The 26,922-nt window shown below is 42.7% G+C and carries 22 protein-coding genes and 2 riboswitches; of the genes, 15 read left to right on the top strand and 7 right to left on the bottom strand.

Features of this window, described 5'->3' with window-relative positions; translation table 11 throughout:
• Positions 1-166 precede the first annotated feature (166 nt).
• Positions 167-613 carry an acyl-CoA thioesterase gene (locus AAFN85_RS31805; RefSeq protein WP_347532013.1) on the bottom strand — a complete coding sequence of 149 codons (447 nt, stop codon included), beginning with the start codon at positions 611-613 and terminating at the stop codon, positions 167-169.
• 136 nt (positions 614-749) lie between these two features.
• On the opposite strand from AAFN85_RS31805, the gene AAFN85_RS31800 reads away from it, so the two are divergent.
• Positions 750-1,190 (top strand): Hsp20/alpha crystallin family protein, encoded by a 441-nt coding sequence (locus AAFN85_RS31800; protein ID WP_347532012.1) that lies wholly within the window; start codon positions 750-752, stop codon positions 1,188-1,190.
• A 124-nt stretch (positions 1,191-1,314) separates the two neighbouring features.
• A complete protein-coding gene (locus AAFN85_RS31795; RefSeq protein ID WP_347532011.1) occupies positions 1,315-1,872 on the top strand; it encodes a PsbP-related protein in 558 nt (185 codons plus the stop codon).
• A gap of 53 nt (positions 1,873-1,925) precedes the next feature.
• Here the strand turns inward: AAFN85_RS31795 and AAFN85_RS31790 are convergent, their stop codons facing one another.
• Positions 1,926-2,339 (bottom strand): Ohr family peroxiredoxin, encoded by a 414-nt coding sequence (locus tag AAFN85_RS31790; protein ID WP_347532010.1) that lies wholly within the window; start codon positions 2,337-2,339, stop codon positions 1,926-1,928.
• A 219-nt stretch (positions 2,340-2,558) separates the two neighbouring features.
• Between AAFN85_RS31790 and AAFN85_RS31785 the strand changes: the two genes are divergently transcribed.
• The 3 genes from AAFN85_RS31785 (at position 2,559) to AAFN85_RS31775 (ending at position 6,578) form a co-directional block, all read left to right on the top strand.
• Positions 2,559-3,815, top strand: coding sequence for a putative DNA modification/repair radical SAM protein (locus AAFN85_RS31785; protein WP_347532009.1), 1,257 nt, complete (start codon positions 2,559-2,561; stop codon positions 3,813-3,815).
• Between the two features lie 2 nt (positions 3,816-3,817).
• The gene (locus tag AAFN85_RS31780; protein WP_347532008.1) at positions 3,818-4,576 is read left to right on the top strand and encodes a TIGR03915 family putative DNA repair protein; all 759 of its coding nucleotides are present in this window, start codon (positions 3,818-3,820) and stop codon (positions 4,574-4,576) included.
• Between the two features lie 658 nt (positions 4,577-5,234).
• Entirely contained in the window at positions 5,235-6,578 is a 1,344-nt protein-coding gene (locus AAFN85_RS31775) for a PhoH family protein (RefSeq protein ID WP_347532007.1), read from the top strand.
• Positions 6,579-6,601: 23 nt separating this feature from the next.
• On the opposite strand, the gene AAFN85_RS31770 is transcribed toward AAFN85_RS31775, so the two are convergent.
• Complete coding sequence (locus tag AAFN85_RS31770) at positions 6,602-7,048, bottom strand: DUF1572 family protein (RefSeq protein ID WP_347532006.1); 447 nt, start codon at positions 7,046-7,048, stop codon at positions 6,602-6,604.
• 153 nt (positions 7,049-7,201) lie between these two features.
• Between AAFN85_RS31770 and AAFN85_RS31765 the strand changes: the two genes are divergently transcribed.
• A complete protein-coding gene (locus tag AAFN85_RS31765) occupies positions 7,202-7,864 on the top strand; it encodes an MBL fold metallo-hydrolase (protein ID WP_347532005.1) in 663 nt (220 codons plus the stop codon).
• A gap of 110 nt (positions 7,865-7,974) precedes the next feature.
• On the opposite strand, the gene AAFN85_RS31760 is transcribed toward AAFN85_RS31765, so the two are convergent.
• Genes AAFN85_RS31760 through AAFN85_RS31745 form a run of 4 tightly spaced genes read right to left on the bottom strand, consistent with a single transcriptional unit; the run spans position 7,975 to position 12,963 of the window.
• On the bottom strand, positions 7,975-9,282 hold the full coding sequence (locus AAFN85_RS31760; RefSeq protein ID WP_347532004.1) for a cation:proton antiporter: 1,308 nt from the start codon (positions 9,280-9,282) through the stop codon (positions 7,975-7,977).
• Between the two features lie 13 nt (positions 9,283-9,295).
• A complete protein-coding gene (locus AAFN85_RS31755; protein ID WP_347532003.1) occupies positions 9,296-10,114 on the bottom strand; it encodes a serine O-acetyltransferase in 819 nt (272 codons plus the stop codon).
• Positions 10,115-10,130: 16 nt separating this feature from the next.
• Positions 10,131-12,059, bottom strand: coding sequence for a family 2A encapsulin nanocompartment cargo protein cysteine desulfurase (locus tag AAFN85_RS31750; protein WP_347532002.1), 1,929 nt, complete (start codon positions 12,057-12,059; stop codon positions 10,131-10,133).
• Positions 12,043-12,963 carry a family 2A encapsulin nanocompartment shell protein gene (locus AAFN85_RS31745; RefSeq protein ID WP_347532001.1) on the bottom strand — a complete coding sequence of 307 codons (921 nt, stop codon included), beginning with the start codon at positions 12,961-12,963 and terminating at the stop codon, positions 12,043-12,045. The genes AAFN85_RS31750 and AAFN85_RS31745 overlap by 17 nt, the downstream gene beginning before the upstream one ends.
• A gap of 147 nt (positions 12,964-13,110) precedes the next feature.
• A riboswitch (SAM riboswitch) is annotated at positions 13,111-13,219 on the top strand.
• Between the two features lie 200 nt (positions 13,220-13,419).
• On the opposite strand from AAFN85_RS31745, the gene AAFN85_RS31740 reads away from it, so the two are divergent.
• The 9 genes from AAFN85_RS31740 (at position 13,420) to AAFN85_RS31700 (ending at position 25,651) form a co-directional block, all read left to right on the top strand.
• Positions 13,420-13,866, top strand: coding sequence for a protein-disulfide reductase DsbD domain-containing protein (locus AAFN85_RS31740; RefSeq protein WP_347532000.1), 447 nt, complete (start codon positions 13,420-13,422; stop codon positions 13,864-13,866).
• A 531-nt stretch (positions 13,867-14,397) separates the two neighbouring features.
• A riboswitch (SAM riboswitch) is annotated at positions 14,398-14,509 on the top strand.
• Between the two features lie 224 nt (positions 14,510-14,733).
• Entirely contained in the window at positions 14,734-16,053 is a 1,320-nt protein-coding gene (locus AAFN85_RS31735) for a TlpA disulfide reductase family protein (RefSeq protein WP_347531999.1), read from the top strand.
• Between the two features lie 31 nt (positions 16,054-16,084).
• On the top strand, positions 16,085-17,410 hold the full coding sequence (locus tag AAFN85_RS31730) for a TlpA disulfide reductase family protein (protein WP_347531998.1): 1,326 nt from the start codon (positions 16,085-16,087) through the stop codon (positions 17,408-17,410).
• A gap of 83 nt (positions 17,411-17,493) precedes the next feature.
• The gene (locus tag AAFN85_RS31725; protein WP_347531997.1) at positions 17,494-18,168 is read left to right on the top strand and encodes a YceI family protein; all 675 of its coding nucleotides are present in this window, start codon (positions 17,494-17,496) and stop codon (positions 18,166-18,168) included.
• A 600-nt stretch (positions 18,169-18,768) separates the two neighbouring features.
• On the top strand, positions 18,769-19,731 hold the full coding sequence (locus AAFN85_RS31720; RefSeq protein WP_347531996.1) for a cytochrome c peroxidase: 963 nt from the start codon (positions 18,769-18,771) through the stop codon (positions 19,729-19,731).
• Between the two features lie 103 nt (positions 19,732-19,834).
• Positions 19,835-22,603 carry a TonB-dependent receptor gene (locus AAFN85_RS31715; protein WP_347531995.1) on the top strand — a complete coding sequence of 923 codons (2,769 nt, stop codon included), beginning with the start codon at positions 19,835-19,837 and terminating at the stop codon, positions 22,601-22,603.
• Positions 22,604-22,613: 10 nt separating this feature from the next.
• Positions 22,614-23,456, top strand: coding sequence for a DUF4397 domain-containing protein (locus AAFN85_RS31710; protein ID WP_347531994.1), 843 nt, complete (start codon positions 22,614-22,616; stop codon positions 23,454-23,456).
• A gap of 100 nt (positions 23,457-23,556) precedes the next feature.
• On the top strand, positions 23,557-24,297 hold the full coding sequence (locus AAFN85_RS31705) for a superoxide dismutase (RefSeq protein WP_347531993.1): 741 nt from the start codon (positions 23,557-23,559) through the stop codon (positions 24,295-24,297).
• 1 nt (position 24,298) lies between these two features.
• Positions 24,299-25,651 carry a hypothetical protein gene (locus AAFN85_RS31700; protein WP_347531992.1) on the top strand — a complete coding sequence of 451 codons (1,353 nt, stop codon included), beginning with the start codon at positions 24,299-24,301 and terminating at the stop codon, positions 25,649-25,651.
• The last annotated feature ends 1,271 nt before the right edge of the window (positions 25,652-26,922 follow it).

Raw genomic sequence — 26,922 nt, 5'->3', positions numbered from 1 at the left:
AAAAAGCCCATTGATATGGCTACCCTAAACAACAAAAATAATCCCTAATTCTGTTACCGAATTATCTAACCTTTACAATTGCGAGGTACGAAGCAATCGCGAACTATACAGAGCGGACCGCCTATGTGCGATTGCTTCGTACCTCGCAAATGACATGGAGGGAGAATTAATTCGTATTCAAAATCAACCTCGGCTCATCATAATTGATCATTCTATGTCGTTCCGGCGTAGGGATGGGCACAGATTTATTGGCCGAATAATCATAGCTAATGCATACTGTTTTCCCTGTGGTTACAATTTCCTCGCCCGCTGGGGTTATCTTTACTAAAACATGCATCATATCAAAGCTACTGTTGCCTATACGTATAGTGCGCACATAACAAGCTATATTATCCTGCACAGTTAAGGGTTTTAAATAGTTGATCTCCGAGCGCCCCAGGATAATGCCGGTATTATTCCAGTCCCATTCAATAGCTTCTTTCCAATATCCAATGCGGGCAATTTCAAAATAGGTTAAATACACCGCATTGTTTACGTGCCCGAATGAATCTATATCCGAAAAGCGGATAGGGATAGGGGTTTTATATTTGTAATCAGTAAGTTTTTCAGCCATTTTCGGTCATTTTGTCTGCCTAAAATAAATGAACGTGTCTTTTTGTCGGTTAAATTAGGCGTTTTTGCTGTTGGTACAGCAGTTGATTAATAGGTTGTGAAGTTAACAAAAAACAAAACTTTTAAAACATACAACCATGACATTAGTAAAATTCAACAACGGCCTTAAAAATACATCAGCTAACCCGTTTTTTAGCGATGTATTTGATTCACTGATCAATGATTCATTTTTAAGCGATAAATTGATTGCCCGTGTGCCTGCTGTTAACATTGCCGAAACCGAAAACGAATTTCACATTGAATTAGCCGTTCCCGGTTTGAAAAAAGAAGATTTCAAGATCAACATCGACAAAAACGTATTAAGTGTTGCTGCCGAAAAGAAAGCTGAAAATGTTGAAGAAGGTAAAAAATTCAGCAAACGCGAATACAGCTACAATTCATTTGTAAGGTCATTCACTTTACCAGAAAGCGCCGATCAGTCAAAAATTGAGGCTGATTACACCGACGGTATCTTGAAGCTTACCGTAGCTAAAAGAGAAGAAGCTAAATTTCAATCAAGAGAAATAGCTGTAAAATAATTAAAGACTGTTTTCATAAAGTAGTTAGTTTGGTTTGAGGGCTGCCCCAGTGGGGCGGCTCTTTTTTATGACTTCAGAACCAAAAAACTTTTTTAAGTTTACTTCATAAAACTTAAACGTTATTATGAAAAACAAATCAATTAAATTATTGGGCCTTGCAGTAATTGTGGCCTTTTTTTCGTGTAGGGGTAATCAAAAAAAGAACGATCTTGATGCTCAAATTAAATCTTACGTACAGTCGGCAAAAACATTAAAAGATACTGCGAGGGGTTTTACTATCGATATTCCTGAAGGCTGGCAGCGTGTTGAAAAAGAAGCAAACGGCGTTAGGTTCACCTTTCTTATGGGTCCAAAAGCTAATGGTTTCCAGGTTAATCTGAATATTCTTAAGGATAATATGAAAGGGATGAGCTTTGATGAATATATTGATTATAACCTTAAACATATGGGGGGAGTGGAGCCTGTAAATCTTAAGCAAACAGATATTACAATTAATGGGATAAAGAGTAAAGTGATAAAGTATAATGCCGTTGTTCAGAACCTTGATTTACAACTTGGTTCATATGTAATACCGGCTAATGACGGTTCGGCTTATATCATTACCACTACCGAACTGGCCGCAGATAAACCTGGTTTTCAGGATGTATTTGATAAAGCTGTTAACTCTTTTAAGGTTAATTAAATACTATAAGAATTAAAATCAGGCCGACATTTTTTATGTCGGCCTGATTCATTTTAATCGGCCAAAACTTTAACGGCAATATTATTCCTTGTTGCCTTTGAATATGGACAGGCACGATGTGCGGCTTCGGCCATTTTCTGGGCAATATCCCAATCTACTCCGGGAATATGCACGTGCAATTCGGCCGATAAAGCATAAGCCGCTTCGCTTTCCTTATTGAATGATATATGTACATCAACCGTAGCCTGGGTTACATCTACATTATCCCGTTTACCAACCGAGCCTAAAGCCCCTAGATAACAGGCGCCCCAGGCACCAGCAAATAATAACTCCGGATTGGCATAACCGTCTTCGCCGCCCAATGCTGCGGGAGCCTTTAGTTGCATATCAATAACGCCATCTTCTGATTTGATATGGCCATCACGGCCACCTTTTGCTGTTACTACAGCGGTATATAATTTTTCCATGATTTGGTTCCTCCTTTGTAAAGCAACCTCATCGTTGTTGATTTGTTTGGGTTGATTTGAGGTTGTCTGAACCGTGATTTTGGTGGATTTTGGGGATTAATAGGATTTACGTTGATTTTTAATATTCAACCAATCCTATAAATCTCCCCAATCCCGGGTCAGAAAAAAATTATCCTAATAATTATAAAATACTAAAAATATTAGTATTTTTGATTTGGTATGAATGAGGAAAGGATAACAGAAAAGCTTAATATTTTGGCCGATGCGGCCAAATATGATGTATCATGTGCATCAAGCGGGAGTAAAAGAAAAAACAAAGATAAGGGCTTGGGCAATGCCAGTAACGGTATTTGTCATAGTTATACTGAGGATGGCCGGTGCGTTTCTTTACTGAAAATTTTGCTTACCAACCACTGCATATTTGATTGTGCTTACTGTGTATCCCGAAAAAATAATGATATCAAACGTGCCGCCTTTACTGTGCAGGAAGTGGTTGATCTTACTATCAATTTTTACCGCCGCAATTATATTGAGGGTCTGTTCCTAAGTTCCGGTATTTTTAAAGATGCCGATTATACCATGGAACGGCTGGTGCGCGTGGCAAAGAAACTCCGTACCGAGCATAATTTTAACGGCTACATCCACTTAAAATCCATCCCCGGTGCAAGTGATGAGTTAATGCGTGAAGCAGGGCTGTATGCTGATAGGCTAAGCGTTAACCTGGAAATGCCTACCGAAGCAGGTTTAAAATTATTGGCGCCAGATAAAAACCGCCAGGATATGATCGATCCGATGAGGTTTTTAAAGGATGAGATCATCCAAAATAAAGAAGAGAAAAAGCTTTTTAAAAGCACCCCGATGTTTGCGCCCGCCGGGCAAAGCACACAAGTAATAGTAGGAGCTACACCAGAAAGCGATCAGCAGGTTTTACAGTCGGCCAACTATTTTTATAAAAACTTCAATTTAAAGCGGGTTTATTATTCCGGGTATGTGCCTGTTCTGGCCGATCAGCGTTTGCCTGCCTTGAATACTGCCGTACCCATGGTGCGCGAGAACCGACTTTACCAGGCCGATTGGTTAATGCGCTTTTATGGCTTCCATGTTAATGAAATAGTGAACGAGGGCAACCCACTACTTGATCTGGATATAGATCCAAAACTAAGTTGGGCCATCCGCAATATGCAGGTTTTTCCTATTGATATTAATAAGGCCGATCTGCAATTGATTTTACGGGTGCCCGGTATTGGTTTATTATCGGCACAAAAAATAGTTGGTGCGCGCAAGTTTGCCCGGTTAGGTTGGGAGCAACTGAAAAAGATAGGAGTGGCTGTTAACCGTGCCCGGTATTTTATAACCTGTAAAAGCAACGAGTTTGAACGGCGCGACCTTACCGGGCAAAACATAAAGCAGTTTATCCTGGCCGAATCGCAAAGCAAATACATTAAAAATACGCAAACACAATTTAGCCTATTTTAATTATGCATACGCTATTGTACGATGGAACATTTGAAGGATTGCTGACGGCCGTATTTGAAATATACGATCGCAAGATGCATCATGTAAAATTGATAACAGGGGAGTGGCGTAACGAGGCTTTGTTTGAAGAGGTAATTCCGATCATTACGGATGAAGTGCGGGCCAACCGTGTGCTCCGGGGATTGCGAAAAAAACTTTCGGCGGCAGGGGTACAACGTTTATATATAACCCATATGGCAGAAATTGCCGGTGAAGATCATAATATCCTTGGCTTTATCCGCTATGCTTTTGATAGCGATATTAATATTGAGGAAGACTACGGTAACAAATATGTGATGCGCCTATCTGAAATTTTGAAAATGGTTCGACGCGAAAAGCATAGGATGGAAGCCTTTGTTCGGTTCCAGAAGTTGAACGACGGAACATTTTATGCTGGTATAGAACCTGATTTTAATGTATTGCCACTACTCATCAAGCATTTTAAAAGTCGCTATGCCGATCAGAAATGGATGATCTATGATATTAAAAGAAACTACGGTTTGTATTATGATTTGCATGATACCCAATTTATCGAGATGGATTTTGCCGATGGGGGTAAACCAACAGATGTGATAGCTGCATATAGCGAAGACGAAGGCATGTATCAAAGCTTATGGAAAAACTATTTTACCAGTGTAAACATCGCTTCGCGCAAAAATACCAGGCTCCATGTGCGCCATATTCCTAAGCGATATTGGCGGCATTTAACAGAAAAAATTTAACGTTTTTCTGATTTCGCGCGTTTTTGATAGTTTGTGCAGCATAGCTTTTAAGCCTGTTGGTGGAAAAAGGGCGATGTTAATAACCGTGTAGCGTATCTGGCTGATTAGTAGTATTTACAGCTAAAAACGATTGATTGTTTATTGTTAATAAGTGCTGATTTGTGGTTGATAACCTGTTAATAAAAACAATGAAAAATATTTGCCAAATCGCGATTATGTCCCGATATTGAAATCATCAAGAACGACGTACTTTGACAACCTTTCAGGAAAACAGAAATTGAATCGGGCAAACCTTCGGGAGCGCTAAAGATCAAAAGAAGTCCCTGAGCCGAACGAAAAAATGAAAAAGGCGAGAGCCTTTAGAAAAAAGAAAACGGTTAAAGGAGGTGCCGGAATTAAGAAGAAAGCTGTCTACGGAGAGCAGAAAACAGAAACCGGATGACATTGAAGGTTAGTCGACCGCTCGTGAGAGCAACGGACGAAGATCATGTCGGTCAAAAATACACAAAACTTGATGCTGTTGGGCAACTACGGTTAAGCAACAGTTTGGAAACGGGAGTTCAAATCGCAAGAGATGACTCCCGTTTTCGCTTTTATAGGTTTTTTGTTTTTGGGGATATCTTGTCTTCAAAACCTAAAATCATTATTTTTAACGGATATGAATAAGGACGGCCAGCGTAACCAGAAGAAAATATTTGTTTTAGATACCTCCGTGATCCTATACGATCACAATGCATTTCAAAATTTCCAGGAACATGACGTAGCCATACCTGTGCAGGTACTGGAAGAACTTGATAACAAGAAAAACGGCAACGATACCCGTAATTTTGAGGCCCGCAGCTTTATCAGACTGATGGATGATTGGTCGCACAACAATGTGGTGAACGAGTGGTTGCCCCTCAACGGCAAAAGCAAAGGCCGTTTTAAGGTTGCTATGGACGTTAAAAACACCGGATTGGATGCCGAACAGATCTTTGGTTCGGATAAAACAGATCATCGCATACTGAACGCCGCCTTGGGTTTACAGGAAGAGAATCCCGAGAAAAAGGTAGTATTGGTATCGAAGGATATTTGTCTGCGCCTAAAGGCAAAAGCCTTAAACTTACATGCCGAAGATTATGAAACCGGCAAGGTTAAAAACCTTGAAGAACTTTATACCGGTAAAACCGATGTAAATAAGGTAACTGAGAAGTTGATCTCTACCTTAAATAAAAATGAGAATCTGCCCGCAGAAAACCTGAACATTACATCTTATACCAATAATCACTTTTACGTGCTAAAAGGTAAAAAGAGCGATGTGGTTGGTTTTTACAATTCGCAAAGTAAACAGCTGGAAAAGGTAATTGAGCAGCCCGTGTTGAATATTCATCCCCGTAATGTTGAGCAGTCGTTCGCTATCCATGCGCTTTTACACCCGGATATAAAACTGGTAACTATTCAGGGTAATGCAGGCACGGGCAAAACATTGCTGGCATTGGCCAGCGCGCTTGAGCAACGCAAATATTACCGCCAAATTTTTGTTACCCGGCCAATAGTACCCTTAAGCAATAAAGATATCGGGTTTTTACCCGGCGATATCAAATCGAAAATAGACCCATACATGGCCCCGATATGGGATAACCTGAAATTTATTAAAGATCAGTTTGCCGACGACGAAAAAATGCAGGCCAAAATTGACGAACTGGTAAATAACGATAAGATCTCGATAGCGCCGCTGGCCTTTATTCGCGGGCGAACACTGAGCAAGATCTTTTTTATAGTTGATGAGGCCCAGAACCTTACGCCACATGAGGTTAAAACCATCATTTCGCGTGCCGGTGAGAATAGCAAGTTTGTATTTACCGGTGATATTTACCAGATAGATACGCCATATCTTGATGCCGAAAGTAATGGATTATCTTATCTGATCGATAAAGCTAAAGGGCACCCGCTATATGCGCACATCACCCTGCAAAAAGGGGAGCGGAGTGAGTTGGCTAATTTGGCTACGGAGTTGTTATAAATTTGTGTTTGATGGATTGGTGATCAATTGTCCAGCAATCGCCTATGATAATTGATCTGCCCCAAATGGTAGCCGAGGTGCATGGCCAGGTGAACAAAGAAGTATTCGGTAGTTGCATCTTTTAGTATGATCTCGGCCGGATATTTTTCGTTTAACTGCTCATCTGATATCAGGTCGAAGGTTTTTTCAATCATTAGGATCGTTCCTTCAACTTTACCCATTAGTTCAGCACGTGGTACATTTTTTAGCGCGAACTCATCTTCGCGATTTCTAACATAACCGGTATTGCCAAATTCTGCACCTATATACGTATTCAAATTACCAACCAAATGCAGGCAAAGGTTTCCTGCCGAGTTTAGGATGCTTTTTTCGATATGCCAGATCTTGTCTTCGTTTTGGTAAGCCTCTATTTCCAGTTTTAACTTTTCAAGATCGCGAATGATCAATTTTTTGAGCGTATCTTTTATCATAAATTGATAGTATGTTTTTTAAACAGGTATTGGATTGAACAGTGCAAGGTAAGTGATTTTGCAATTGTTGCCCCGGACTAATTAACTTTTTAAAACTACCTGATATTTCCTATGTATATTTAAGGAGAAAAGCATCACCCTCTAATCCAGCTTATGAAAATCTCTAAATACCTTCACTCGTGCCTTTTGTTCGAATTGGATAATTACCAGTTATTATTTGATCCCGGCAGGTTTTCATTTGCCGAAGGTTTGGTAACGCCCGGGATGTTTAAAGATGTGCGAAGCATAGTTATCACACATATTCACCCAGATCACTTCGATGTAGATATTTTGAAAAGTATTGTGGAATTAAGCGGCGCAACCGTGATCACCAACACGCAGGTTTCTAAAGAACTGGATAAAACTGATATCAAATACCTTATTTTAGAGGAAGGCACACATAAGGCCGGACCGTTTAAACTCCAGGCGTTCCCGGTTAAGCACGAACTGATCATGGATAACCCTTTGCCACAAATGACCGGCTTCCTCATCAATAATAAAGTGTTGCACCCGGTTGATTCGATGGAGGATAAGCTTTTGAATTTTAAGGGTATCGAACTATTGCTGATGGTTACCATGGCCCCTTTTACTAATGAACCAACCATCGCCGCATTTGCCGATGAATTAAAGCCAAAACAAATTTTCCCGGTACATGATGGCTACGCTAAAGATTTTTTTATCGTTCAGCGATATGCGGCCTATGTTAAGCACTTCGAAAAACAAGGTATCAAATTTCATGAAGTTTATAAAGTGGGGGATGGGGTGATTTTATCATGAAGGGTTGTATATGATCTCCTTTACACTCATTGCTCCCCCTTTACCTTTAAATTTTCCTCCTTTTAATTTCTTTTCGGGTTATTGTTGTTTAGTCGCTTCGTAAAACTCAATTATAAAAGCTGTTCATTTGGTTCAGCTTGTATGGTTTTACGTTGCAAAGTAGTTGTTCGTTCAGACTGCGCCCTTTGCTCCTTCAAAAAATAATGTTTCATGATAGGGCCGGATATGATCATGGTTGCAACGGTCATCACCACCAAACCTTCAAATACCGGTCCGCTGATGATTTTTGCCTGCAGGGCCAGTAAACCTAAAACTATCTCCTGCGATCCCCTGGCATTCATCCCGAAGGCTACCGCTATCGATTCATTTTTGCTCATGCCGCTCATGGCGCTGCCTATACCGGCGCCTATCAGTTTAGCAAGGCAGGCTATAACCAGGATGATCACCACCACTTCGAGGTTAAAATTTGCTATGAAATTTAACCGTAAACCTACCGAAGCAAAAAACAATGGCGCTAATACATTAATGGTGAACTGATGCAAAACATGCTTATGTTTCTCGCTGAAATATGGTGAATCGTTAATTCCGATACCAACCAAAAACGCTCCGAAAATACCACGCACGCCGAGGCCTTCTGTAATACAGGCACTGATAAGGCAAAGGCAAACAGCCATAGTAAGTACCCTGCCGGGTTTTTCGCCTTTTCCGGCTAACGCAAGTAATTTATGGATTATCCAACGCCCGCCGGTGAGCATAAAAATGGCATAAAGCACAACGATACTCACAGCCCAAAATGAAGCGTCACCCTTGCCAACGTTCATCAATTGGATAATAATCGAAAACAAGATCCATCCCAAAAAATCATCAACCATGGCCGATGTCAGCACGATATTGCCGATGCGGGTATTGAGCAGATCAAGGTCTAAAAGGATTTTGGCAATTACTGATAAGGCAGTGATGGATAACGCCGTACCGAAAAACAGCGAGGTAACCAACTGGTTATTAAAGCCATTGGCGAAATGGCTTTGGTACAGAAACCACACCGCGCCAAAGCCAATCGCGAAAGGAAATAAAATACCCGTCAGACTGATACTGATTGCCTGCTTGCCGTTCTGCCTGATCTGTTTCAAATCAACCTCAAAACCTGCAATAAACATCAGTAAAATGATACCGATATTGGCAATGCCATCAAATGCCTGGAACGCGTGCGGTGTTGACAGGAATATGTTATCAAAAAGACCGGGAGCTAATGCGCCCACCACAGTAGGCCCTACAATAATCCCGGCGAAGATCTCGCCGATGATAGCCGGGAGTTTGTACCTGCGGCATAGTTCGCCAAGTAACCTCGCCGGGATGAGGATGAGCAGGAGGATGAGCAGGAAATGTATGATCTCTGATGAGCTGAGTTTAGATACCATGATATTTTTAAAATTATTGCAGGCCTTCCTTAACCTCTATCCTTAACTGGTGGGTATTGAAAACATGCGAAAACGGCTGTACGCTTTTTGTTAAAAACACGCTACCTCCAATTACACTGTGATGGCCAATTACCGTTCGGCCGCCTAAAATGGTGCTGCGTGCGTAGATCACCACGTTGTCCTCAACGGTTGGGTGGCGCTTTGTTTCCGACAGATCCTTGCTTACCTGCGAGGCCCCTAATGTTACCCCCTGATAAATAGTTACATTTTTGCCGATAACACTTGTGGCACCTATCACGATGCCGGTACCATGATCGATACAAAAGGGCACATCAATTTCTGCTTTGGGATGGATATCTACACCTGTTTTACCATGCGCGTGTTCGGATAAGATCCGTGGCAAAATAGGGATAGCCAGCCGGGTAAGCTGATGCGCTATGCGATAAACCGCGATGGCGTAAAAGCCCGGATAAGATACAATTACCTCGTGCACGCTGGTGGCGGCCGGGTCTTTCTCGTAGATCATGGAGGCATCGTGCCGCAGGTTTTGGTAGATCTCGTTCAAAGCATCATAAAACGAGGCAACCACGCCCTCAATATCTATATCTTTCGGATCAAGATAGCTTAGTAGGATGTTTTCGAGATCAATCTGGTTCTTTTTCAGGTGACCGCCATATATCGATAATTTGTTGGCGTGGTTGTTCGGGAATAAAAACTCAAACAGATCAGACAGCCAGCCAACGCACTGTCTGATCTTCGGAGTAGCTTCCCATTCGGCTTTATGGGTTTGATAAAGCAATTGTATAAAACTGTCAAGCTTATCGTCTCTCATGTGGTGGTTTTGGTGGTTATCGTTTAAGACTATGAAGCGTGTTTACCAGTAAATCAATTTCGGCACAGGTGTTATAAAATGCCAGCGAAGGGCGTACTGTTGCTTCAACACCAAATCGCCTAAGAATAGGCTGGGCGCAATGATGCCCCGACCGTACCGCGATGCCTTGTTCATTTAAAGCATGACCAACCTCTTCAGTTTTGTAGCCATCCAGCACAAATGATAATACGCTTGCCTTTTCATGTGCTGTACCAATCAACCGGATCCCTTTTACCTCTTTTAACAACTGGGTTGCATAAACAAGCAAATAGTGTTCGTATTGGGCAATTGCCGGCATACCCAAACGGGTTACATAATCAATGGCAGCGCCAAGGCCAACGGCATCGGCAATATTACCGGTACCGGCTTCAAACCTGCCGGGGGCATCATGGTATTGGGTGTACTCGAAAGTAACATCCTTGATCATGTTGCCGCCGCCCTGCCATGGCTGGGTTTGGTTTAACAGATCTTCTTTGCCATAAAGCACACCGATACCTGTAGGCCCAAACACCTTGTGGCCTGAAAACACAAACCAATCGGCATTTAGAGTCTGCACATCAACCGGCATATGTAATACAGATTGAGCACCATCCACCAGTACTTTAGCTCCTGCCAAATGCGCCAGATGAACAATTTGCACAGCCGGAGTAACCGTACCTAAGGCGTTTGATACCTGGGTAAATGAAACCAGTTTGGTTTTAGGGCCAAGCAGTTTTACATATTCGTCCAGTATGATCTGTCCGTCGTCGTCAACAGGGATCACTTTAATTTTCAAACCCTTTTTAGCGGCAAGCTGCTGCCACGGAACAATGTTGGCATGGTGTTCCAGTTGACTAACAATGATTTCATCTCCGGCAACCAAATTTTGCTCGCCCCAGCTTTTGGCTACGAAGTTGATGGCTTCGGTAGCGCCACGTACAAAAATGATCTCGTTGATGGAACGCGCATTCAAAAAGGTTTGCACTTTTTTGCGTGCACCTTCATAAGCATCTGTAGCCCGCGCAGCTAATTCGTGCGCGGCACGGTGGATGTTCGAGTTTTCGTGCTCGTAAAAGTAGGTGATGCGGTCAATTACCTGTTTAGGCTTTTGAGTAGTGGCGGCATTGTCCAGCCATACCAGTTGTTTGCCATTCACCTGTTCCTGCAATATCGGAAAATCGCGCCGCACAACGTTTACATCAAACGGCGGAGTGACGATACCACTGATACCAACTTGCTTTGCTTTTTCCCTGTCAGATTTTACCGCTGGCAAGCCATGGCCATCCGACAAAAAATAAAAAGGAATTTCGGTAGCAACAGGTGCGCCGGTAAACGGTAAAGCATTTGAGGGTCCCGAGGTATTGATATTACTCAGTATCCTGTTCAGATCAATATCAAAAGGCTGATCATGCTGATACGGCAGGTGAAGCAGGTTTTCGGGAGCAGTTGAAAGCTGTTCAACCTTAAAGTTTTGCTTCAGATCTACATCAGGTATCAGATCAGTTTTTACCAGATAAGAATCATAGCCAAAGCCCGGCTTAGCAGGCAATTGCCCGCCAAAAGCATTAACCGGGCTATGCTGAACAGGCTCCGAAGCATTGGCATGCGCGTTTAAATTAGGATCGGCGAAACTGGTTTGCGGATCTTTAAGATTGATCGCGTTGTTCTGGTTAATGGCCGATGGCGATACGCCGCCACCGCCAATAGTACTTGAAGGCGGTGTAGCGGCAGGCGCGCTTACCTGCTGCTGTGGCGCATTAAATAAGCTCGCATCAGCCACATTGCCCGCCAGCGGAATTGACCCGGGGGCCTGCTGAACGGGTAATTGATTGACGATACCTCCCGGTCCGGCTTTGAAAAACTGGTTGGCCAGCTGTTCAAGCGCCTGCAGATCGGGCAGGTTATCCGGATTAATATTTGTACTCATGGTAATTACCTAAATCAACATCCTCTAAAACAGCTATAGCATCATCAACCAACACAGCTAACGAGCAATAAAGCGATACCAGGTATGAGGCAATGGCTTTATTATTAATGCCCATAAACCGTACTGATAAACCTGGTGATTGCTCTCCCGGTAAGCCCGGCTGGAACAAGCCAACCACGCCCTGACGGCTCTCTCCTGTGCGTAAAAGGATAATTTTTGATTTGTTGTTAACGATAGGTAATTTATCAGAAGGGATAAGCGGGATGCCTCTCCAGGTAATAAACTGCGAACCAAATAAGGAAACGGTTGGCGGCGGTACGCCACGACGGGTACATTCACGACCGAAAGCCGCTATAGCCAAAGGGTGCAGCAGGAAAAATCCAGGCTCTTTCCAAACTTTAGTGATCAGTTCGTCCAGATCATCAGGGGTAGGGGGGCCAAGCCTTGTTTTTATTTTTTGAGATGGTGCTACGCTGCTCAATAAACCATATTCGGTATTGTTGATCAATTCGCTTTCCTGGCGTTCTTTAACAATCTCGATGGTAAGGCGTAACTGCTCGCTGATCTGGTTGTAAGGTTTGCTGTACAGATCGGATACACGGGTGTGTACATCCAATACTGTGTTCACAGCGCTCAGGTTGTACTCGCGTGGGTTTTCTTCGTAATCAACATAAGTTGATGGCAGTTCGCGCTCATCGCGGTTGGAGCAATCAACCTCTACATTGTTGGCATCAACAACCTTGTTTAAGCGGTAAACACCAGACTCAACAGGGATCCAGTTTAATAAATGTGTTAACCAACGCGGGGTAATGGTTGACAGTTGCGGAACGGTACGGGTGGCTACGGCCAACTGCCTGGCGGCTACATCGCCAAGGGCTGTTTGTTTTGGTTTCTGATCGGGCATTTAGATAATTAATAAAGTGTTTTAAAGAGTGATTTTGGTGGTGCTTTTCAATGGTTAATACCTGTGTTGCAATGATAAGAAAATAAATTATATAAAATCTATAGGATTAATAGATTTTATTGTATGTTTGCATCATCAGTTCTTTAATACTTATCCAGAAAAGACGGAGGGAAAGGCCCCATGAAGTCTTGGCAACCTGTACAACTAATATGTAAAAGGTGCTAATTCCTGCTCCCGCAAAGGAGAAAGATAAGATGCTACAGGTTTTACCAATATCTCCACGGCTCTTTTCCAGGTAAGTTTTATTGAGAATGAAAAACAAGACTAAAAGAGATGAAAACCTGCTTATACACTAAAACTTTAAAACCCTTGATCAATACCTGCTATATAGATAATTGTTGTTGTTGATTATTTACCTGTTAGGCTTTCAACAAAAACAACATCTATCTATAACAAATGAAAAAAATCATATTTACAGCTTTAACTTCCATTATCGGCACCGTTGCTTACTCGCAGATCCTTGCACCGGTAAAATGGTCGTACGCGGCAAAAAAGATTGATAAGGAGCAGGCCGTTGTATTTATAAAAGCAACTATTGATAAAGGCTGGCACATCTACTCGCAAAATGTAGCTGATGGAGGGCCGGTAAAAACCTCGTTCAGGTTTGATAAAAGTGATGATTATACCCTGAACGGCAATACATCAGAACCTAAGGCGGTTAGCAAGTACGAAAAAGCATTCAGTATGAATGTGCAGTATTTTGAGCAGTCGGTTATCTTTCAGCAAAAAGTAAAGCTTAAAAACGGGCAGGTATCTGTTAACGGTACCCTAAATTATATGGTATGCAGTAACCAACAATGTTTGCCGCCCGAGGATGTAGAATTTAGCATCCCGGTTAAATAGTACTAAGTCTCAAGTCGAAAGTTTGAAGTCTATTTTCTTTTTTTATACTTTGAACTTATGACTTTAGACTAAACGAATTTATCAATAACAAATAATATAGTTTAACAGTTCATTAGCCACCAAATTGAACTGTTAAATGGTTAGCATGCCGGGTATAAAGCCGCTTGCTTTAAACCTGGTTTACACAAACTAATACCATGAAACCGAAATTTAATTTTATCACTAAAGCCCGCGTACAGAATGGTGGCATCCTTTTCTGTAGTTACCACTGTTGTTAATTCGCGCCGTTTATACCGGAAATTGATCTTGAAATAGGATCAACATCCTGGCTGTACTAAGTGCGTTGCTTTGCTATGGTGGTAAAACAGGCGTGTGCTGTACAGACCAGGATGTTGATCGTTTACAAGATAAGAAATTAATAAAAGCATAAATAATTAAAAAAATATTCTATTAAATCTATAGATTTTATTGTATTTATCATATTTATTACTATCTTTACAGCATTCTAATTAACCCCACCATTAATTAGTTGATTTATAAAGAATAAGGGAGAGGAAGTCTCGATGATCTTATAGCAACTTTTCAGTAATGAAATAAGTGCTAAACTTTTTCCGATAGCGATTTTGCTGCCGGAATATAAATTAACTAAAAACCATGAACACATTAAAGTATCCGTATCTACACCTGCAGTCTGTTGCCATTAAGCGATGTTGCTGTTTGGTTCAGTACGCCTTCTGGTTTTAAACAAAAACCGATCCCTTAAAATTTACTGCTCTTTTTTTATTGACCTTAACCGGGCCGGGGGGATTCTTTGTGTCAAATTTTTAGCCGTGGAGCTTAATTAACAACAATTAAAACTTATAAAAAATGAAAATCACAAACTACTTATCCAAAGCTAAATTGCTTTCTGTTAGCTTTTTACTGGGAGGCGTTGCCGTTGCCTCTGCGCACGACGGCCCTAAACCAAAGTTTATAAAAGAAGGTAAATGGCGCGGCGAGTTCACCGTAAGCGAATCTAAAGTGCCGTTTAATTTCGAACTGAAAGGAAAGGATGCTGAACATGCCACATTTACGCTTATCAATGGTTCCCGCCGTGATGATTTCCATGTAAAATCAATCGGTCAGGATTCGGTTTACATCAAAATGAATACCTATGATGCAGCGCTGGTTGCAAAAGTGGAAGACGATGGTACGCTGAGCGGCGAGTACCGCAGCCTGGTTCCCGGCTTCAGAGGTAACTCACTACCTTTTACTGCCGAATACGGTAAAACCTACCGCTTTGTTGAACCCGGCAAAGACGTTGCTCCAACTGCAGACCTCAGCGGCAAATGGGAAATTAAAACCTACAGCAAAGAGGCCGTCCCTGCATCTATCGCTCTGCTAAAACAAAAAGGCAATAAACTTACCGGCGTAGTAATGACCGTAGTTGGTGATACCCGCGAACTGGAAGGTACCGTGCAAGGCGATGAATTCGCACTAAGCGGTTTCACCGGCCCAAGCCCGTTTATTATTAAAGGTAAGATCAATGCCGATGGTACATTGAGCGGCGAGCAGGGTTTTGGCATCTATAAAAACCTAAAGTTTGATGCTACCAAAAAAGCCGAAGTTGAGCTTCCTGATCCTTATAAATTAACTTTCCTGAAAGAAGGCTATAAAAAGCTTGATTTTTCTTTCCCGGGGATTGATGGCAAACAAGTATCGTTAAGCGATAATAAATACAAAGGCAAGGTGGTGATCGTTGAGATCATCGGCACCTGGTGCCCTAACTGTACAGATCAAACTGTGTTCCTGTCGCCATGGTTCAATAAAAATCATCAGCGTGGGGTAGAAGCTATTGCTTTAGGCTTCGAGCAAAAAGACAGCCTGGAATACGCTAAATACACTTTAGGTAAGCTACGTGATAAATACGCTATCAATTACGATATCGCTTTTGGTGGTTTGGCCGATAAAAAACTGGTATCGCAAAAACTACCTGCGCTTAACAAATTCATTGCTTTCCCTACTACCATCATTATCGATAGAAAAGGCGATGTAAGAGAGATCTATACCGGCTACACCGGCACCGTAACCGGCAAATACCACGAAGATTACGAAAAGAAATTCAACAAACTGTTGGATGAGCTTATCGCCGAACCGGCACCTGAAACAGCTGCTGTTGTTGATCAGCCCGCACATCAAGGTAAATAAACTACTATTAACTAATCCTATAATTTATCAAATGAAAACACTCAATTTAATCACCTCATTCAAATGCCTGACGGCAGGGTTGTTGCTGGCCGGTACCGTGCACGCCGCGGACAAAAATCCACCGGTAAAATTTATAAAAGAAGGCGTATGGCGCGGCGTGTTTACCGTGGCCGAAACTAAAGTGCCGTTCAATTTCGAGCTGAAAGGTAAGGATGCGGAACACGCGGTATTTACACTCCTGAATGGTTCGCGCCGTGATAATTTCCATGTAAAGCAGGTTGGCAAAGATTCGGTATTTATTAAAATGAATACCTATGATGCCGCGCTTGTAGCTAAAGTAGAAGAAGATGGAACTCTGAGCGGCGAATACCGCAGCCTGGTACCGGGCTTTAGAGGTAATTCATTACCATTCACTGCAGAGTATGGTAAAAGCTACCGCTTTGTTGAACCCGGTAAGGATGTTGCCCCTACAGCTAACTTGACTGGCAAATGGGAACTGAAAGTTTATTCAAAAGACCAGGTACCCAACAAAATTGCCGTTCTGAAACAAACAGGCAATAAACTTACCGGCGTAATTATGCAGGTGACCGGCGACAGCCGCGAACTGGAGGGCACCGTACAGGGCGATGAATTTGAACTGAGTGGATTTACCGGCCCAAGCCCCAAAATTTACAAAGGCAAAATTAACCCGGATGGTACGCTGAGCGGAGAGATTGGTCAGGGTATTTATGACAACACCAAGTTTGACGCCGTAAAGGATGATAAAGCCGAGTTGCCTGATCCGTACAAGTTAACCTACCTGAAAGAAGGATATAAAAAACTGGATTTCACATTTCCAGACTTGAACGGCAACCCTGTTTCATTAAGTGATGCCAAGTACAAAGGTAAAGTTACCATCATCGAAATTGTTGGTACCTGGTGCCCCAATTGTACCGATCAAACCGTGTTCCTTTCGCCATGGTTTAACAAAAATCATAACCGTGGGGTTGAAGCGATAGCCATTGGTTTTGAGCAGAAGGATAGCTTGAAGTATGCGCAATACACTTTAGGTAAGCTTAAAGAAAAGTACAATATCCAATACGATATTTTATTTGGAGGCCTTGCCGATAAAAAGCTGGTATCGCAAAAACTGCCTGCCCTGAACAAATTTGTGGCATTCCCAACTACTATTATAATTGATAGGAAGGGCGATGTAAGGGAGATCTACACTGGTTACACAGGCACTGTTACCGGCAAATACTATCGGGATTACGAGAAAAAGTTTAACAAACTGCTTGATGAATTGATAGCCGAACCGGCCCCGGGAACCGAAGCAAACGCTGGCGATAGCAACAACGAAACTTTAAAAGGAAAATAAACAATAAACTAAATCACCTAACCCGGCAAAGGGTAAAAGCTTTGCCGGGTTTAATTAACACAACTTTAAGACCATAACCCACCATGACAAAATTTTCAGGCACTGTACTGTTTACAGCTTTTGTATCGCTAAGCGCATTGGCATTCACTTATCCAACCATTAAAACTGTTAAACTTACCAAAGGCAAAGCCGTTAACATCAGAACGGTAGAAGAAAAAAGAAACTTTAAAGCTGTAGCATTTAAAGTTGATAACGATGGCAGTAAACTTACCTGGGCCGCCAAAAAAGCTACCGGCGATCATAATGGCGAAGTAAAGATCAGCAATGGCAACTTCTCGGTAGAAAACAATGCCCTTAAAGGCGGCAGTTTCGATATCGACCTAAATACTATTACCGATGCCGACGTAACCGACCAGGCACAAAACGAAAAACTGGTTAGCACGCTTAAAAGTGAAACCTTTTTCAATACCGGAAAATTCCCTAAAGCAACCTTTGTGATAGGTTCTGCAACTAAAACTAGCGGTAACCAGTACGATGTTAAAGGCAAGCTTACCATAAAAGGTATTACAAACGATGTAAGCTTCCCGGCTACGGTTGCTGTTAACGGCAAAAAACTAACTGCCAACGCTAAAATCACTATCGATCGTACCAAGTACGATATCAAATTCCGTTCAAAAAACTTTTTCGAAAACCTGGGCGACAAGGTTATCTATGATGATTTTGATTTGAATGTGAACCTGAGCGCAAACGCGCAGTAAAGCAAAGTTTTAATGTTCTTTCAGAAGAGGTAAAAGCTCGGATGTGTGCGATTCCCCTCTTGAGAGAGTAATAACCTATGAATTGACAAACGGCTAAAAATGGCTGGATAGCATGCCGAAGAATTACTCACCCGGTCTACGCTACGCTGGACCACCCTCTCTTCGGCAAGCCGAAAAGAGGGTAGGAAAAATAAAAACAAGAAATCCCCTCTTTACGCGCAGCGTAGAGAGGGGTGGCGAGCGTAGCGAAGTCGGGGTGAGTCAATATGCAGGCGATAATCTTGCAGATTGTCTAATGATGGGCTATTACTCTTGAGAGGGTGGAGGGGTGTGTTACTTTACGCGAGGTTTATCGCTTGTATAACACACCCCTGCTACCGCTCATTCCTGCGCGCCCCCTCTCAAGCGGGGATTTGGAAAAACTTCTGAAAGCTCTTATTTGATAATGAAAACCAATCCCTTTGGGTTGGATGGCTATTGTTCTGACTAATAAACGCATTTAAAAACTCTTGTAAAGTTGGAGTAGGTCCGGAGCCGGGGTTTTATTGGGTAACCTCGGCAATGGGCCGAATTTTAACCGCAGCTTAAATGCATATTGATATGAAAAAAGGAAAAATATTACTGGTTTTAGGGGCGGGTATTGTATTTATAAGTTCGATGAGCTTTGTTGGCTCAAAAGATGATGTGCAAACCAAAGAGCAACTTGGCGAAAAGCTTTTTTTCGATCCGATACTATCGGGTGATAATACCATCAGTTGTTCATCATGCCATAAACCGGAATTTGCTTTTGCGGATAATGCCGTGTTTAGCACGGGGATAAAAGGGCAGCTTACCGTGCGTAACTCGCCGGGGTTGACCAACCTTTCGGGCAGGCCGCACCTGTTTTGGGATGGCCGGGCTTCATCGCTGGAAGAGCAGGCTTTAGGCCCAATCACATCGGCTGCAGAAATGGGCCTCCCGATTGAGGATGCCGTAAAAAAATTAAACGACAATAAATACTACGTCGATGCTTTTCAAAAAATATTTAAATCAGCACCCACCAAAGATAATCTGTTGAAGGCCATTGCCTCATTTGAGCGCACGCTTGAAACATCAAACAGCCCGTACGACAGGTATGTAAACGGCGATGACCACGCCATATCAGAATCTGCCGCACGCGGCAGGCTGCTCTTTATCGGCAAAGCCGCCTGTAACAACTGCCACTCGGGCGAGGATTTTACTGCCGATAGGTTTAAAAGTATTGGCTTGTACAACGGGAAAGATCTGAATGATCCTGGTCGCTCTGCCATCACCAAAAGCAAAACTGAAGAAGGTGAGTTTAAAATTCCTGGTCTGCGTAATGTGGCTGTTACAGCTCCTTACATGCACAACGGTAAGTTTAAAACCCTGAAAGAGGTGGTTGAATATTATAACAATCCATCGCTGGTAGTAAAAGATGGTATCAACCGCGATCTGGCCCTTGAAAAACCGCTTAATCTTACCAATGGCGAAATTGATGATATCGTAGAGTTTTTAAAAGCCCTTACCGACGACCGCTTCAAGCTAAAAACTGGCTCAAACTAAATATTCCCAACAAATAACTAATTAACTGTAATCCGGCATGCATTGCCGACGGGGCACTTTTTGCCTCGCCGTAGCCATTGCTTTGCCCTTTAACTATTGTAAAATGAAGAAAATTGTACTCCTGCTGATGTTCTTCGCCCTCATTTTTGGGCAAAACGTATCTGCACAAAAACGAACGGTGACCGGGGTGGTCACCTCTGCCGATGATAAAGCGCCTTTGCCTGGTGTATCCATAACCGTAAAAGGATTGAACGAAGGCGCTGTAACCAAAGCCGATGGCAGTTTCAGCATAGTGATCCGTAATGGTAAATACCTGGTATTTTCATTTGTTGGCTTTGAAACCCAGGAAGTGGAAATAGATGGCATTAAACAGTTCCAGATCAGCCTGAAACCATCAAAAAATAACGCACTGAATGAGGTGCAGATTGTTGGTTCACGTAATGCCAACCGTACTAAGCTCAACTCGCCGGTAGCGGTAGATGTGATTGATGTGAAACCATTACTGGAATCGGCCCCGCAGGTGAGCGTAACGCAGATCCTGCAATACATCTCGCCATCTTTCCATTCGGTAAACGGTAGTAACGCTGGTGATGCCGGTTCGGCATTAAGCCTTGCCCAGTTGCGCGGTTTAGGTCCCGACCAGGTGCTGGTGTTGGTAAATGGCAAGCGCAGGCATAAAAGCGCCAATGTTAACTATGGTGGCTTAGGTAACGGATCAACCGGTTACGACCTTAACTCCATCCCAACCGGATCAATTGACCGGATCGAGATCTTGAGAGACGGAGCGGCTGCCCAATACGGATCGGATGCGATCGCTGGCGTAATCAATATCGTACTCAAGAAAAAAACGGATGATTTTGCCGTCAATACTTCCGGAAGCGTGCGTAGGCGTGGTGATGGCGCGGTTACCCGTACCAGTGCCAATTACGGTGTTGGTTTGGGTAATAACGGCGGCTATGTAAACGTAACTACCGAATATGCCACACAAGCTATTTCATTACCGGCCGGAAAGAAAGATGCCGGCTTGTACAATGGCCCTATCTATGGCGGCGGTGCTAATACCCGTGCCTACGACGCAATATATACTAAAGCTATTGACGATGCTATTTTAGCAAGCCGTGGCATCGATCGCCACTTTTTTGATCAGCGCGGCGGCGGATCTAATGCAGGGCAGGATGCGTTGTTATTCTTTAACGCGGGTTTGCCATTAAAAAACTCGGCTGAGTTGTATGCCTTTGGTGGTATAAGCAGCCGCAACTCTCAGTTTACCGCGGTTTATCGTTTACCGGGTTGGACATCAAGAAACAACAATTTTATTTATCCCGATGGTTTTTTACCAGCCATGGAAAACAACATTGTTGATGAATCGATAGCCATAGGTATAAAAGGTAAGGTTGGAGAATGGAACGTAGATTTCTCTAACGTATATGGCAAAAACATCTTCGGCAACCGGGTTGATAATTCACTGAATGCCAGTTTAGGTTTAAAAAGCCCAACCAGTTTTGATGCGGGGCGTTACAATGCCAGTCAAAATACTACAGGGTTAGATTTTACCCGTTACTTCGGCAACCTGCTAAAAGGCTTGAACGTAGCTTTCGGCGCGCAGCACCGTGTTGAAGGTTTCCAGATCATAGCCGGCGAGGAGGCTTCTTATTCAAAAGCAGACCAGCGTACCATTGTTGATATTGATACTACTGCCGGTGGTTTGCCTTATCTATCTAATGCCGGTGTAACTTCATTAAACGGTTTGGCTGCAGGTTCACAGATCCACTTAGGTTTCCGCCCGGAAAACGCGGTTAATGTGAGCCGCTCGGTTACCGCCGGTTATGCTGATGTGGAGTTGAACGTGACTAAAAAATGGCTTATTTCCGGTGCTGGTCGCGCCGAGTATTTTTCTGATTTCGGTAATGTATTTACCTGGAAGGCAGCTACACGTTATTCCTTTGCAAGGTGGTTAAGCCTTCGTGGTTCGGCTAATACCGGTTTCCGCGCGCCGGATTTGGCACAGTCCTATTATACCTCGGTGTCAACAACCTTTCAGCAGGGCAGGGGTGTCGACATCCTAACTGCGTCCAACCAAAGTGCCGCGGCACGTGCCCTGGGCATCCCTAAATTATCGCCCGAAAAATCAAAAGGATATGCTTTGGGCTTAACCTCGGCACCTGGTAGTAATGTGGAGTTAACTGTCGATGCGTACCTGATCAACATTGATAACAGGGTGGGTAATACCGGCAATTTTACCTCGTCGGACAGTAACCTGCCTGCAGATGTTAAAACTTTGTTCCAACAAACAGGCGCGGCACAGGCCAATTTCTTTTACAACGAATTCAGTACCCGCACAAAAGGAATTGAGTTTACAGGCAGTTATAAGTTGTTGTTGGATAAAGGAAATATCAACTTCCTGTTTGGCGGCAACTTTGAAAAAAATGAGGTAACCAAAGTAAACACACCTAAAGGCCTCGAAAAATATAAAAACGTGATCCTGAGCCCCGGCGAAAGGGCGAGGGTAACTACCAATATCCCGGCGCAAAAAGTAAACCTGCAAGGTATTTACAGTGTAGATAAGTTCACCTTCCTGGCACGCACTGTGTACTTCGGCAAAGTAACTACAGCTTCATTGGTAAGCGCTACAGATCCGCTTAACCCGGTTTATTTTTATCAAAACCTAAAACCTATCTGGGTAACAGATATTTCGGTTGGGTACAAATTCACCAGCAAAATTCAGGGCACAGTAGGAGTAAACAACGTATTCAACGTTCTGGGCGATTACACCGATCCATCTTTAGCAGGCTTGCGTAACCCTACAATTGTAGGCATCCAGAATGGTAGCGCCGGCATCCAGCCATTTGTTAAACTATCAGCTCACTTATAATAGCACAATCATGAATAGCATTTTTAAATCAACATATAAAAAAGCCTTAACTAAGGCCTATAAGTCAAACCTCAGCAAATTGTGGTTGCTTGGGGGCGTAATTGCCGTATTCACATCATCCTGCAAAAAAACAGATTACCTGGATATTAACGCTGCCGACAGGCCATCGCTTGGTGCCCATATTAGCTTTGTGAACGCGCGACCGGTAAATGTAGGTATCCAATTTTGGGCCTACACCACACAAGTAACCAAAACAGCAGTAGCCATTAACGCCAAAAGCGATTATCTGGACACTCAATTTGGCGATGTGCAGATCAATTTTACCGAAGGCACAAATACCTCATACAAAGCTTCAAGGCAATTTGGCAACAGCGCTACGTTTACTTCAACCGGCGGACCTAACGGGCCGATAGCCAATTACTATCACACGGTTTTCGCAGTAAAAAATGCCAAAGCAACCGCCGACTCGCTGATCCTTTTTTATGATGATCTGAGCGCTCCGGCCGCCGGAAAAGCAAAAGTTCGTTTTGTAAACCTTGCGCCAGGCACGCCTAATGTTGATTTTGGCGTGGCCGGGCAAGCCGCGCTTTTCACCGGCACAGCTTATGGCAGGACAGGTGGTTCTGTGCTGTCGGGCGCGGGTTTAAATACCTGGTCGTTAGGGCCGTTTGTTTCTGTTGATGCAGGTACGGTTAATTTTGCCGTTACTCAAACCTCTGATCACTCGGTGGTTAATATCACCGATAACAAACTGAACAACGTGGTGCTTGCTGCCGGAAAGATCTACACCATTTATATCAATGGTACTCCCGGCTCATCGGCAATAGGTGCAACTATATTGACACATAACTAAATCAAGATAAAGCACAGCATGGTGGAATGAGTTGTGCCAACGGGCTGTCCCGGTTTTAAAAAGCCGGGCAGCTTCATTATTTAACAACCAATTATGTATTATGAAAACTAATAGCAGACGACAATTTATTGAAAATACCCTCAAAGCAACCGTAGCGGTTGCCGTAACTGGTCCGCTTTTATTAAGCGCCGATAAAGCATTGGCGGCTTATAAAAGCGACGAAACACGTTTGCAAACAGGTGATGTTTTTAAATTTAGCCCGGTGCCACTTGGCTTTGATTATAAAGCGTTAGAACCATATATCGACGGCTTAACCAACGAGATCCATTACACCAAACACCATACAGCCTACATTAGAAACGTTAACGAAGCGATAGTATCCGAAAAGTTGAGCTTTACTACCGAGAAAGAGTTTTTTGACCATGCATCACAACTATCTCCAAAGGCGCGCAACAACGGCGGTGGTGCCTGGAACCATAATTTTTTCTGGGAGAGTTTGACCCCAAATTCTGCTGGGCCGGATGGAAAGATCAAAGATGCCATTACGGCTTCATTTGGCTCGTTCGACCAGTTTAAAGATCAGTTTTCGCAGGCTGCGCTTGGGCGTTTTGGATCGGGCTGGGTGTGGTTGCTGAATCAAAATGGTAAACTTGTTATTACCTCAACTGGCAACCAGGATAATCCGCTATTTGATAACGCTGCGGTAAAAGGTACGCCGCTGCTGGCTTTGGATGTTTGGGAACATGCCTATTATCTCAAATATCAAAACCGGCGTAACGAGTACGTTGCTGGCTGGTGGAATGTAGTTAACTGGAACGCGGTAAATAAACGATTATCCTGATATGGCTGATGTTGTAGATTTTGCGCCAACCAATCCGGGGTTGTTTCAAAAAGTATTGCTCCGGGCGGGTATTGTGTATTCGGCTATCACAGTAATTCCCTTTGTTCCTTCTTTTTATCAGCAGGACTTCGATGCTGGTTTTTCGGTTAAGGGATATCCATATCGCTGGCTTGATGTGATCAGCCAAAACAATCCATGGTTTTTTGCCAGCGATGGAGGTAAAAACTATGCGGGCTGGTTTATTACTTTATTGGTTTGTTTGGTTGGTGGAGTGATCTGGGCCCTTGTAGAAAAACAGATTTATAAAGACCAAAACGCTTTAACTCAAAATGATGCAGATAGCCGTCTTTACAACTGGTTTTTTGTACTGGTAAGGTACCAGATAGCATTGCGGATGTCGTGGTTTGCCATAGCCAAGGTTTTTCCGGTACAAATGCCTTTCCCAACTTTAAGCCAGTTAAATACCAACCTTGGTGATTTTACCCCCGGTAAGCTTTACTGGCTAACCACAGGCGTATCTCCCTTTTTCGAGGTGTTTGCCGGGATATTTGAGTTGATAGCAACTGTTTTAATTCTCTTTAGGCGTACTGCAACCTTGGGGGCATTGATGATGATCGCTATCCTGCTACCTATCTGGTTTGTAAATATCGGTTATGATGCCGGGGTTGAACTGGCCAGCCTGCACCTGCTGTTTCTTTCGCTGGCCTTGCTTGTAAAGGATGCAGATATTTTTTATAATATCCTCATCAGGCACAGGCAAGCGGCTATCAGCTATATTCCATTTGCTGGCAATGCAGGCAAATGGAAAAGAATAGCGCGTACCGCACTGAAAACTGCGTTTATTTTCCTGTTCATACTTTACAGGGGATATCATTATGAGCAGCTTTATGCTGCCGGTAAAACTTTCAAATTACCACTGGATAATGGCATTAAAAGCTATACAGGGTTTTATGATGTAAGTGAATTCAGGGTAAATAACAAATCGTTGCCATATTCGCCTGGTGATACTATACGCTGGCAAAATGTGGTATTCGAAAAGTTTAACACCATTAGCATCAAGGTGGCTAAGCCGTTTAAGCTCAATACACAGAATAAGATCCGCACTACAGAATACTATGGTAATGTTGGCCGGTTATTTTACGGTTATGAGGCGGATACGCTCAAACATGTTTTTACATTGAAAAATCGGGCTGATACTACAGATAAAACCGTCTTTAACTACACAATACCTTCACCAGGGAAGTTCATTATCAAAGGTTTAAATCCTCAAAAGGATTCGCTTTATATAGTACTTACCAAAGTTGAAAAGCAGTATCCATTGGCCATTAAAAGAAATACAAATGTGCACGACTAATATATATAGTATATATGGATGAGGGAAGGGAAGCATACTTACCCGCTTTATTTTTCTGAACCGCGATTTTAGGGATTAAAGGATGGGTAGGATTTTTTTGTCAGAACTCGAATTTATAGAATTTAGAAATTAACAGAATGCTAAGCAAATCCTATAAATCATCCTAATCCACCCAAATCCCGGTTCAGAAAAAAATCAGCGAAATCAACTTAATCAAAAAGATCAACGGTTCAGAAAATATGGGCGTTCCCGTTAACCAACGGGCCGGCTTTATGCTCATACGCCTGCAAGCCTTAGTCACAGGCCGGTATCCGCTTCAATCCCTAACGTAGACTTACGTTTTCTATTTAACTACTGGGCTGTACCGATAATTGAAGTTGAAAAAGGGGGACACTATATAATATTATATACCTATATGTAGGCGTTATTCACCAGTTTTATATCCACCATCTGAGTAAATATGTTAAAAAGCGCTTCTCAAGGCACCCACTCACGATTTTTTCGGGTTCGTTATCAAAGCGTTAAGATAGTATTAAGAGAAAAGAGTAGAAACGATTTGGAGAAAGGAAAAAAGCGTGTACCTTTGCAGCCCGCAAACGAGGAAACGAAGTAAGCGGGAAAGTTCATTAAAAGGTTAGAAAAGGCGAAGAGGAAAAGAGAAAAAGATTTTAAGAAATCTTTTGTGAGATTGAAAAGAAATTCGCACCTTTGCAGCCGCTTCGAAAAGGAAGCGGAGGTTCTTAAGAAGGTTTAAAAGCGGCTGAGAAGCAGGAAGAAAGAGAAGAGAGAAAAGCGGCGAAAAACATCAAAAAATAAATAAAATTTATTTTTTGGAAATAAGAAAAAGGTTTTTACCTTTGCAACCCCGAACGGAAGGGAGCTTGAAAGGGCGAAAGAAGTTGAGGCTAAGCGAGTTTAGCCGATAAAAAAAAGAAGTTGAAAAGCTTCGAAAAAGAAAAGTGAAAGAGAGCGATTCTCACACTGATAAAATGACAAGTTAAGCCGAGCGAAAGTAAGGTATGATTATATAGCTGATTCGGATGATGAAGCGAATAAGTTCTTTTAAGAAATGGAAATCATGTAGCGTAACGGGAGGCGAGTAGAGGCTAAGGCCGAAACAAACCGAAGAGTTACAATATAAAAGCGGGATCTGTATAAAGATACAATAATGATAACAGATTCTATTAATTAATAATAGGGTCGGGAAATCGAACAAAACATTTTACAATGGAGAGTTTGATCCTGGCTCAGGATGAACGCTAGCGGCAGGC

Origin of the sequence: Mucilaginibacter sp. CAU 1740 (assembly GCF_039839285.1) — a bacterium.
Taxonomy (GTDB): Bacteria; Bacteroidota; Bacteroidia; order Sphingobacteriales; family Sphingobacteriaceae; genus Mucilaginibacter.
Note: the sequence above shows the minus strand (reverse complement) of the source record. Positions and strands in the feature narration are given on the sequence as shown.